This is a genomic window from Pseudomonas fildesensis (genome assembly GCF_001050345.1).
GTDB classification, from domain to species: Bacteria; Pseudomonadota; Gammaproteobacteria; order Pseudomonadales; family Pseudomonadaceae; genus Aquipseudomonas; species Aquipseudomonas fildesensis.
On sequence record NZ_LFMW01000022.1, the window covers coordinates 36,039 to 46,914 of the forward strand.

9 protein-coding genes are annotated in these 10,876 nt (G+C 61.6%); all 9 read left to right on the top strand.

All coding sequences use genetic code 11. From position 1 onward, the window contains the following. Window position 1: 1 nt before the first annotated feature. The gene (narH, locus tag ACR52_RS25505; RefSeq protein WP_048730685.1) at window positions 2-1,540 is read left to right on the top strand and encodes a nitrate reductase subunit beta; all 1,539 of its coding nucleotides are present in this window, start codon (window positions 2-4) and stop codon (window positions 1,538-1,540) included. 3 nt (window positions 1,541-1,543) lie between these two features. After that, window positions 1,544-2,299 carry a nitrate reductase molybdenum cofactor assembly chaperone gene (gene narJ, locus ACR52_RS25510; RefSeq protein ID WP_048730686.1) on the top strand — a complete coding sequence of 252 codons (756 nt, stop codon included), beginning with the start codon at window positions 1,544-1,546 and terminating at the stop codon, window positions 2,297-2,299. Continuing rightward, on the top strand, window positions 2,292-2,972 hold the full coding sequence (gene narI / locus ACR52_RS25515; protein ID WP_048730687.1) for a respiratory nitrate reductase subunit gamma: 681 nt from the start codon (window positions 2,292-2,294) through the stop codon (window positions 2,970-2,972). The genes narJ and narI overlap by 8 nt, the downstream gene beginning before the upstream one ends. 10 nt (window positions 2,973-2,982) lie before the next feature. Beyond that, complete coding sequence (locus ACR52_RS25520) at window positions 2,983-3,894, top strand: peptidylprolyl isomerase (protein WP_048730688.1); 912 nt, start codon at window positions 2,983-2,985, stop codon at window positions 3,892-3,894. Between the two features lies 1 nt (window position 3,895). Next, entirely contained in the window at window positions 3,896-4,882 is a 987-nt protein-coding gene (gene moaA, locus ACR52_RS25525; protein ID WP_048730689.1) for a GTP 3',8-cyclase MoaA, read from the top strand. A gap of 615 nt (window positions 4,883-5,497) precedes the next feature. After that, window positions 5,498-7,498, top strand: a complete 2,001-nt coding sequence (locus ACR52_RS25530) for a ribonucleoside triphosphate reductase (RefSeq protein ID WP_048730690.1) — start codon at window positions 5,498-5,500, stop codon at window positions 7,496-7,498. 31 nt (window positions 7,499-7,529) lie between these two features. Beyond that, on the top strand, window positions 7,530-7,685 hold the full coding sequence (gene nrdD / locus ACR52_RS31540) for an anaerobic ribonucleoside-triphosphate reductase (protein WP_048730691.1): 156 nt from the start codon (window positions 7,530-7,532) through the stop codon (window positions 7,683-7,685). Further along, window positions 7,682-8,377: an anaerobic ribonucleoside-triphosphate reductase activating protein gene (locus tag ACR52_RS25540; protein WP_048730692.1), complete on the top strand. Its 696-nt coding sequence runs from the start codon at window positions 7,682-7,684 to the stop codon at window positions 8,375-8,377. The genes nrdD and ACR52_RS25540 overlap by 4 nt, the downstream gene beginning before the upstream one ends. Window positions 8,378-8,446: 69 nt before the next feature. Continuing rightward, the gene (locus ACR52_RS25545; RefSeq protein WP_048730693.1) at window positions 8,447-10,066 is read left to right on the top strand and encodes a methyl-accepting chemotaxis protein; all 1,620 of its coding nucleotides are present in this window, start codon (window positions 8,447-8,449) and stop codon (window positions 10,064-10,066) included. Window positions 10,067-10,876: the final 810 nt, after the last annotated feature.

Genomic DNA, 10,876 nt, shown 5'->3' on the forward strand with positions numbered 1-10,876 from the left:
GATGAAGATTCGCTCACAGATCGGCATGGTCCTCAACCTGGACAAATGCATCGGCTGCCACACCTGTTCCATCACCTGCAAAAATGTCTGGACCAGCCGTGAAGGCATGGAATACGCATGGTTCAACAACGTCGAGTCCAAGCCGGGCATCGGCTACCCGAAAGAATGGGAAAACCAGGACAAGTGGAAGGGCGGTTGGGTACGCAACGCCAACGGCTCGATCAACCCGCGCATCGGCGGCAAGTTCCGCGTGCTGGCGAACATCTTCGCCAACCCCGACCTGCCGAGCCTGGACGACTACTACGAGCCGTTCGACTTCGACTACCAGCACCTGCACACCGCGCCGCTCGGCGAGCATCAGCCCACCGCACGCCCGCGTTCGCTGATCTCTGGCAAACGTATGCAGAAAATCGAATGGGGCCCGAACTGGGAGGAGATCCTCGGCACCGAGTTCGCCAAGCGCCGCAAGGACAAGAACTTCGACCAGATCCAGGCCGACATTTATGGCGAGTACGAAAACACCTTCATGATGTACCTGCCGCGCCTGTGCGAGCACTGCCTTAACCCGGCGTGCGCGGCGTCGTGCCCCAGCGGTGCGATCTACAAGCGTGAAGAAGACGGCATCGTGCTGATCGACCAGGAAAAATGCCGCGGCTGGCGCATGTGCATCAGCGGCTGCCCGTACAAGAAAATCTACTTCAACTGGAAAAGCGGCAAGTCCGAGAAGTGCATTTTCTGCTACCCGCGCATCGAAGCCGGTATGCCCACCGTGTGTGCCGAAACCTGTGTCGGCCGGATTCGCTACCTCGGCGTGCTGCTGTACGACGCCGACCGCATCAGCGAAGTGGCCAGCACCGCCAACGAGCAAGACCTGTACGAGAAGCAGCTGGAAATCTTCCTCGACCCGAATGACCCGGCCGTGATTCGCCAAGCCCTGGCCGATGGCGTGCCGCAGTCGGTGATCGACTCGGCCCAGCGTTCGCCGGTGTACAAAATGGCCGTCGACTGGAAACTCGCGCTGCCGTTGCACCCGGAATACCGCACCTTGCCGATGGTCTGGTACGTGCCGCCACTGTCACCGATCCAGAACGCTGCTGCGGCCGGCACCGTGGGCATGAACGGGGTCATCCCGGATGTCGACAGCCTGCGCATTCCGCTGCGTTACCTGGCCAACCTGCTTACCGCCGGCGATGAAAAACCGGTCAAGCGTGCGCTCAAACGCCTGTTGGCGATGCGCGCCTACAAACGCTCCCAGCAAGTGGATGGCGTGCAGGACCTGCAAGTGCTCGAAGACGTCGGCCTGAGCGTGGAACAGGTGGAAGAGATGTACCGCTACCTGGCGATTGCCAACTACGAAGACCGTTTCGTAGTACCGAGCGCCCACCGTGAAGACGCGATGAGCGATGCGTTTGCCGAGCGTTCCGGCTGTGGTTTCAGCTTCGGCAGCGGTTGCAGCGGCAGTTCCGACACCAACATGTTTGGCGCCAAGAAGGCCAACCGCCGCGACGTGCTGAAAACCGTACAGATTTGGGAGGATTGAGCCATGCGCATTCTTAAAGTGATTTCGTTGCTGCTGGACTACCCCACCGAGACCCTGGTGAACGGCCGCGACGAACTGGAACAGGCGATTCTCGAATCGCGGGAAATCAGCCCCAAGCAGCGCGGTGCGTTGTTCGAGTTGCTGGAGCTGATTTGCGCCAATGACTTGATGGACGGCCAGGAACACTACGGCGCGCTGTTCGGCCGGGGCCGTTCGTTGTCGCTGTTGCTGTTCGAACACGTGCACGGCGAGTCCCGAGACCGTGGCCAGGCCATGGTCGACATGATGGCCCAGTACGAAGAAGCCGGGTTTGCCATCGGCGTGAAGGAGCTGCCGGACTACATCCCGTTGTACCTGGAGTTCCTCTCCACACGCGAAGACATCGAGGCCCGCGAGGGCCTGGCGGATGTGGCGCACCTGTTGGCCTTGCTCGCTGCGCGTCTGGACGAGCGTGAGAGCGGCTATGCCAGTTGCTTCCGCGCGCTGTTGCAGATTGCCGGTGCCGAGCCGCACCAGGCGGTCGCCGAGCTGCGTGCCCAGGTCGCTGCCGAGCCGCGTGACGACTCCCTCGAAGCCCTGGACAAAATCTGGGAAGAGGAGGCCGTGGACTTTATGCAGGCCGAGCAGCAAGACCGTTGCAGCTCGATGCCCAGCTCACCAGGCAAGGCCCGCGAAGAAAGCGCGGTGCCGTTGCACTGGGTGGATTTTCAGCAAGATGGCCGGGCCGCAGCGCCGGCCGGGGAGGTGGGTAATGTCTAAGTGGAATTTGCTGGTATTCGGGGTGTACCCCTATGTCGCCCTGGCGATCTGCCTGTTGGGCAGTTGGGCGCGGTTCGACCTGTCGCAATACACCTGGAAGGCCGGCTCCAGCCAGATGCTCAACAACCGTGGCATGCGCGTGGCGAGCAACTTCTTCCACATCGGCGTGCTGTTCGTGCTCGCCGGGCATTTTGTCGGCCTGCTCACCCCGGCGTCGATCTACCACCATGTGATCAGCACTGAAAACAAACAGTTGCTGGCGATGGTTTCCGGCGGGTTTTTCGGCCTGCTGTGCCTGGTGGGCTTGCTGATGCTGGTCAAGCGCCGCCTGGGTGACCCGCGCGTGCGGGCCACGTCGAGCCCGTCGGACATCCTGATTCTGCTGGTGCTGCTGGCGCAGTTGCTGCTCGGCTTGCTGACCATCGTTGCCTCCACCGGCCATATGGACGGCTCGGTGATGGTGATGCTCGCTGACTGGGCGCAGAACGTGGTGCTGTTGCGGCCGGTGGAAGCGGCGGCGTCGATCGAGCCGGTTTCGCTGATCTACAAGGCCCATGTGGCGCTGGGTCTGACCCTGTTCGTGTTGTTCCCGTTTACTCGCTTGGTGCACATGATCAGCGCACCGATCTGGTACCTGGGGCGTCGTTATCAAATCGTGCGGCAGAAGTATTGAGGAGAACGTCATGACAACTGGATGCGGATGTGGCGGCGGTAATGGCGGTAGCGGTGGTTGCGGGTCGTCGGCCAAGGCGCCGGTGATCGAAGTCGAAGTCGAGGTGCCGCTGGAGCCCGAGTTGATCGCCAGCAGTGAACAGGAATGGCCGATCATCAGCGTCAATGGCGTGTCGGTCACGCCGGAGTCGATGGCCCTGGAGTTGCAATATCACCCGGCCGAAAGCCGCGAGGAGGCGGTGTACCTGGCCGCCCGTGCGCTGGTGATCCGTGAGCTGTTGCAGCAGCGGATTGCCGAGCTGGGCCTGGCGGTGGAGATTGCCGCCGGGGAGAACGAAGAGGAAGCCGCCACACGGCTGCTGTTGGAGCGCGAGGTCAAGGTGCCGGAGTGTGACGAGCCGACCTGTGTGCGCTACTTCGAAAACAACCGTGGGCGTTTCCACAGTGCGCCGCTGCTGGCGGTGCGGCACATTCTGCTCGAATGCGCGCCGGACGATGCCGAGGCGCGCCATCAGGCGCACGGCCAGGCGGAAGTCCTGCTGCTGAGCCTGGAAGAAAACCCCGGCCGTTTTGCCGAGCTGGCGGTGAAGTATTCCGCGTGCCCGTCCAAGGCCCAGGGCGGTTCGTTGGGCCAAGTGAGCAAGGGCCAGACCGTGCCCGAGCTGGAGCGCCAGTTGTTCACCCTGGCCCCTGGCCTGGCCGGCAAACCGCTGGAGAGCCGTTACGGCTGGCATGTGATCAGTGTCGACCAGCGTATCGAAGGCCAACCGTTGCCGTATGAAGCGGTGGCGGTCGCGATCCGCACCCAGTTGCAGCAGGGCGTGTGGCAGAAGGCGTTGGTGCAATACCTGCAAACCTTGATTGGCGCGGCGGACATTCGCGGTATCGCGCTGCAGGGCGCCGACTCGCCGTTGGTGCAGTGACATGAGCCTGGTGGATGGTGTGGGCCGCTCCATCGATTACCTGCGCCTGTCGGTGACCGACCGCTGTGATTTTCGCTGTGTGTACTGCATGGCGAAAAACATGACGTTCCTGCCGCGCCAGCAGGTGCTGACCCTGGAGGAGCTGGAGCGCCTGGCTGCGTTGTTTGTCGGCCAGGGCGTGCGCAAGATCCGCCTCACGGGCGGCGAGCCGCTGATTCGTCCGGGCATCGTCGGTTTGTGCCGCAACATCGCAGCACTGCCGGGCCTGCGCGAACTGGTGATGACCAGCAACGGCTCGCAGCTGGCACGCCTGGCGCAGCCGTTGGTGGACGCTGGGGTCAAGCGCATGAACATCAGCCTCGACAGCCTGGATGCAGAGCGGTTTCGCGCGATCACCCGCAACGGCGATTTGCGTCAGGTGCTGGACGGCATCGAGGCGGCGCGGGATGCGGGGTTCGAGCGGGTCAAGCTCAATTGCGTGGTGATGAAAGGGCGCAATTTCGATGAAGTGCCGGCGCTGGTGCAGTACGCGATTGACCAGGGCATCGACATCAGTTTTATCGAGGAAATGCCGCTCGGGGATGTGGGGCGTTCGCGAGGGGAGACGTTCTGTGCCAGTGATGAAGTGCGCGCGGTGATTGCCCGGGAGCATGGGTTGATCGACAGCACCGAGAACAGCGGTGGCCCGGCGCGGTATGTGCGGTTGGCGCGGCATCCGGGGACGCGGATTGGGTTTATTTCGCCTAATTCGCATAATTTTTGCGGGAGTTGTAATCGGGTACGGATGACGGTGGAGGGGCAGTTGTTGTTGTGTTTGGGGCAGGAGGACGCGGTGGATTTTCGCGCTTTGTTGCGGCGGTATCCGTTGGAGGATGTGCCGTTGGTCGAGGCGTTGCAGAGGGGGTTGAGGGGGAAGCCGTTGCGGCATGATTTCAGTGGGGCGGGGGAGGTGCAGGTGGTGCGGTTTATGAATATGAGTGGGGGGTGAGGGGAGGTGTGGTGTGGTGTGGTACTGAGTACATATCCGTTTCTTCGGTAACGGCGGCTTAGGGTTCCGCTCTTACAGCGGGTCACTTTTGGAAAGGCCTGTACGGACCGTACACATGGTTGACGGGGCGATTTGAGATCAAAAGCCAAAGCGCGACGGCCTTAGAACCGACCGATTTTGTGCCTGGTGCACTCGGTAAAAAATGTGGGAGGGGGCTTGCCCCCGATGAGGGAGTGTCAGTCACTTATTTGTTAACTGACCCGGCGCTATCGGGGGCAAGCCCCCTCCCACAGTTTGATCTCCATACATCAGGGAGGTATCAGCCTGCTTTTGCTCTGGCTTTGCTCTGGCCTTTGATCTTGATCTCAGGCACACCGAGCCTAGGCGAGGTGCCGAGTGTTGGGGCAAGAGCGTTTTGGTTACTTTTGCGCTTTTCAAAAGTGACCCGCTGTAAGAGCGGAACCATAAGTCGCCGTTACCTAAATAACGGATATGCCCCCCAATCAAAAAACCTTGACCCCGATCAAGGGAAACCCACCCCATTCTCCGTAACCTCACTGCATCTTGTGTTTGAAAATCTAAAAACATCTATATGTAGTGTCTGGAGCCCGGAAAATGCAAAACACGCTCACCCCGCTGGTCAGTACCCGCCTACACAAACGCGACGGCAGCCTAGTCTCCTTCAACGCCGAAAAAATCCACCAAGCGTTGATCGCCGCCGGCACCGCAACCGGCGAGTACCAAGAGGCCGAAGTCGACCTGTTACTGGGCGCCGTCCTGGCCCGACTTAGGGGCATCGAACAGTTGGACGTCGAGCAAATCCAGGACAGCGTCGAGCGCGTGCTGATGGACGCCGGCTACTTCCTGTCCATGCGCGCCTACATCGTCTACCGCGAACAACACGGCCGCCTGCGTCGCGACCGCAAGACCCTGGTGGAAGTCGCCACCTCCATGAACGAATACCTCGACCGCGAAGACTGGCGCGTGCAGGCCAACGCCAACCAGGGCTACTCCCTGGGCGGGCTGGTGCTCAACGTGTCAGGCAAGGTCACCGCCAACTACTGGCTCGACGAGGTCTACAGCCAGCAGATCGGCCGCGCACACCGTGAGGCGGATTTGCATATCCACGACCTGGACATGCTCGCCGGCTATTGCGCCGGCTGGTCGCTGCGCTCGTTGCTGCACGAAGGCCTCAATGGCGTGCCCGGCCGCGTTGAGGCGGGGCCGCCCAAGCACTTGAGCAGTGCGCTGGGGCAGATGGTCAACTTCCTTGGCACCCTGCAAAACGAATGGGCCGGCGCCCAGGCGTTCAGTTCGTTCGATACCTACCTCGCGCCCTATGTGCGCAAGGACCAACTGAGTTACCCCGAAGTGCGCCAGGCGGTGCAGGAGTTCATCTACAACCTCAATGTGCCGTCGCGCTGGGGCACCCAGACGCCGTTTACCAACCTGACGTTCGACTGGGTATGCCCGGAAGACTTGCGCGAGCAGGTCCCGGTGATCGGCGGTGAAGAAATGCCGTTTGCCTACGGCGACCTGCAAACCGAAATGGAGCTGATCAACCGCGCCTACATCGAAGTGATGCAGGCCGGGGATGCCAAGGGCCGGGTGTTCACCTTCCCGATTCCCACCTACAACATCACCCACGATTTCCCCTGGGACAGCGAGAACGCCGACCGGCTGTTCGAGATGACCGCACGCTACGGCTTGCCGTATTTCCAGAACTTCCTCAATTCCGATATGCAACCCAACCAGGTGCGTTCGATGTGCTGCCGCCTGCAACTGGACGTGCGCGAATTGCTCAAACGTGGTGGTGGCCTGTTCGGTTCGGCGGAGCAGACCGGCTCCCTGGGGGTGGTGACGATCAACTGCGCGCGCCTGGGCTATCTGTTCAAGGGCGACACCAGCGGTTTGCTTCAGCGCCTGGACAGCTTGATGGAAATGGCCATGGAAAGCCTGGAGGTCAAGCGCAAGGTGATCCAGCACCATATGGACGCCGGGTTGTACCCGTACACCAAGCGCTACCTGGGCACTTTGCGCAATCACTTCTCCACCATCGGCCTCAACGGCATGCACGAGATGCTGCGCAATTTCACTGCGGACGAGCAGGGCACGCACACCGAAGAGGGCCGCGCGTTCGCCCTGCGGCTGCTCGACCATGTGCGCGCCACGTTGCTGCGTTTCCAGGAGGAAACCGGCCACCTCTACAACCTCGAAGCCACGCCGGCGGAGGGCACCACTTACCGCTTCGCCAAGGAAGACCGCAAGCGCTACCCCGACATCCTGCAAGCCGGCAGCGTGGACGCACCGTACTACACCAACTCGTCGCAGTTGCCGGTGGGCTTTACCGAAGACCCCTTCGAAGCCCTGGAACTGCAAGACGAACTGCAATGCAAATACACCGGCGGCACCGTGCTGCACCTGTACATGGCCGAGCAGATTTCCTCGGCCCAGGCCTGCAAGCAACTGGTGCGCAAAGCCTTGGGGCGTTTCCGCCTGCCGTACCTGACGATCACCCCGACATTCTCGATCTGCCCGGTGCACGGCTACCTCGCCGGCGAGCATGAGTTTTGTCCCAAGTGCGATGAAATCCTCGCACTCGCTGCCCATCGTTGATTCGATTTTCCAACCCGCAAGGAGATTCACCATGCAAGCATCCCAGCCACAACGTCAGCGCTGCGAAGTCTGGACCCGGGTGATGGGTTACCACCGGCCGGTGTCGGCGTTCAACCCCGGCAAACAGTCCGAGCACAAGGAGCGTGTGCACTTTACTGAATCGGCCGCCGTGGCCGGGCGTCAATGAGTCGAGCACTTCGGGTCGGGGGCCTCGTGCCCCTGACCACCCTCGACTACCCCGGCATGCTCGCCTGCGTGCTGTTCTGCCAGGGCTGCGCCTGGCGCTGTCGTTACTGCCACAACCCGGACCTGATCCCGCCGCGTGGTAGCGCGGAGATTGATTGGCGCCGGGTCCTGCTGTTTTTGCAGCGGCGCCAGGACCTGTTGGACGCCGTGGTGTTCAGCGGCGGTGAGCCGACCTTGCAGGAAGGTTTGCCGGCGGCGATGGATGAAGTACGGGCGATGGGGTTTCGCGTCGGCCTGCACAGCGCCGGGATCAAACCCGCAGGCTTTGCCAACGCGCTGCGCCATGCCGATTGGGTGGGGTTCGACGTGAAGGCCCTGGCCGAGGATTACCACTTGATCACCCAGGTCAGGGGCAGCGGCGCCGCCAACTGGCGCAGCCTGGAGACCTTGCTCGCCAGTGGTGTGGATTACGAATGCCGCACCACGGTGCATTGGCATTTGATCGACCCCGCCCGACTGCTGCTGCTGGCCCAGCGTTTGCAAGCAACTGGAGTCAAGCGCTTCGCCGTGCAGATGGTGCGCACGGCCTCCATGCTCGACCCACAACTCCCCGACGTTTCGGCACAGGCTTTGCTGCCCGAGTTATGGAACCGCCTGCGGGAGTTGTTCCCCGCGTTTGTATTGCGAGGGTGATGTCCGCCCTCCACGGAATTTTTATAGATGCTGCCCATGTTGGGCAGGCTTTCATCAGGGAATATCAGAATGAAGCAGTTAACCACGGCACAACGCATTGTCATCGGTTTCGCGATTGCGCCGTTGGCCCTGGTCGGCTTGGTGTTTTACGCCTTGCACAACCTGGCAACCCTTAAGCAACAATCCGAGCAGATCGTGCAACAGGACTGGCCGAAAATCGCGCCGATCATGGTAATCGCCACCGGCGTACGCGATAACGGGCGCAACACCCGGGACCTGCTGGTCGAGCAGGACAACCAACAGGCCCAGGAAGCCATCGGCACCACGCGTCAGCGCATCACTCAGGCGTTTGCGACCCTGGAGCCGCTGTTCGACACCGCCGAGGGCAAGGCCGCGTATGCCACCTTGAAAACCCATCGTGAAGCCTATGTCGCCGCCTTTACCCAGGTGCAGGCATTGATCAAGCAGGGCGCCCGCGAGCAGGGCCTGGCCCAGCTCAAGCAACAAGTGGTGCCGGCCGAGCTTGAGGTGTTCAAGAGCCTGGATGCGTTGATGGCCATGCAAGGGCGGCTGTTTACCGAGCGCCAACAGGCTGCACAAATGCTTTACGACGACGCGCGCCGCACGATGATCGGGCTGTTCCTGCTGTGCATGGTCCTGGTAGTGGCGGCGGCGGTGATCGTCACGCGCAGCGTCACCCGGCCATTGGGCGGCGAGCCGGATGAAGTGGCGCGAGTGCTCAGCCATATCGCCCAGGGCGACCTGACCATCGAGGTACCGCTGGGCAACAGTGCCGACGGCAGCGTAATGCGCAACCTGCACCAGATGCAGCAAAACCTCAACCAGATGGTCCGACATATCGCTGCGTCGGTGGATGGCGTGGCCAGCTCGTCGGAAGAGTTAAGCGCGGTCAGCAGCCAGACCAGCAGCAGCCTGCAACTGCAGGGCCAGGAAATCGAACAGGCCGCCACGGCAGTGAACGAAATGACCGCTGCGGTGGACGAGGTGGCGCGCAACGCCGTAAGCACTAGCGAAGCCTCGCGCCTCTCGGAGCAGTCGGCCCGGCACGGGCGTGCCCAGGTGCAGGAAACCGTCGCGTCGATCAACGCCCTGGCCACCGGTGTGGTGGAAACGTCGGAGCGTATCCAGCAACTGGCCGGCCGGGTGCAAGACATCAGCAGTGTGTTGGAAGTGATCCGCAGCATTGCCGACCAGACCAACTTGCTGGCGTTGAACGCGGCTATCGAAGCAGCCCGTGCCGGCGATGCGGGCCGCGGGTTTGCGGTGGTGGCGGACGAAGTGCGTGCGCTGGCTCATCGCACCCAGTCCTCGACCCAGGAGATCGAGCAGATGATTGGCAATATCCGTCAGGACACTGAGCACGCGGTGGCGGCCATGCACAGCAGCAGTGAGCGGGTGCAGGCGACCTTGGGCGTGGCGCAGCGGTCGGGGGAGGCGCTGGAGGAGATCACGCGGTCGATTTCGCAGATCAATGAGCGCAATTTGATGATTGCCAGTGCGACCGAGGAACAGGCGTTGGTGGCGCGGGAGGTGGATCGGAATTTGGTAGGGATTCGGAATTTGTCGCAGCAGGTGTTGCAGGGGGCGATGCATACGGAGACGGCGGGGCATGATTTGGCGGGGATGGCGGGGGCGCTGCATGGGACGGTGGCGCGGTTTAGGGTTTAGGGTTTAGGGTTTTTGAGTACATATCCGTTTCTGCGGTAACGGCTGCTTATGGTTCCGCTCTTACAGCGGGTCACTTTTGGAAAGACCCAAAAGTAACCAAAAGGTCTTCGCCCCACCACTTGGTGCCTCGCCTAGGCTCGGCATGCCCTCACTCCGGCTTTGGAGCGTGGGCCGCCGCCATGGGCCATCCCTGGCCCAGGGCGGCTAACCCGGCGTCCTGCCGGGTTGCCCACGCTCCAAAGCCTGCGTTCGGCCAGCGTGGTTTTACGGGGCGCCGAAGATCAAAAGCCAAAGCCAAAGCCAAAGCACGGCGGCCTTAGAGCCGACCGGTTTTGTGTGTGCCGAACTCGGTTAGAAATGTGGGATGGGGCTTGCTCCCGATGAGGCAGTGTCAGTTGATACATGTGTTGACTGATCCACTGCCATCGGGAGCAAGCCCCCTCCCACATTTGGATCTCCATGGATCAGATAAACCTCGTCCTGTTTTTGCTCTGGCTTTTGCTCTTGATTTTGATCTCAGGCGCCCCGTTAAACACGCTGGCCGAACGCAGGCTTGAATCCGTGGGTAACCCGGCAGGACGCCGGGTTAGCCGTCCTGGGCCGGGGATGGCCCATGACGGCGGCCCACGGATTCAAGCCTGCGTTCGGGCATACCGAGCCTAGGCGAGGTACCGAGTGTTGGGGCAAGAGCCTTTTGCTTACTTTTGGCTGGGCCGGCATTCCGGCTCTTCCAAAAGTGAGTCGCTGTAAGAGCGAAACCCATATCAGCCCTTACCCAAATAACGGATATGTACACCATCACCCATCACC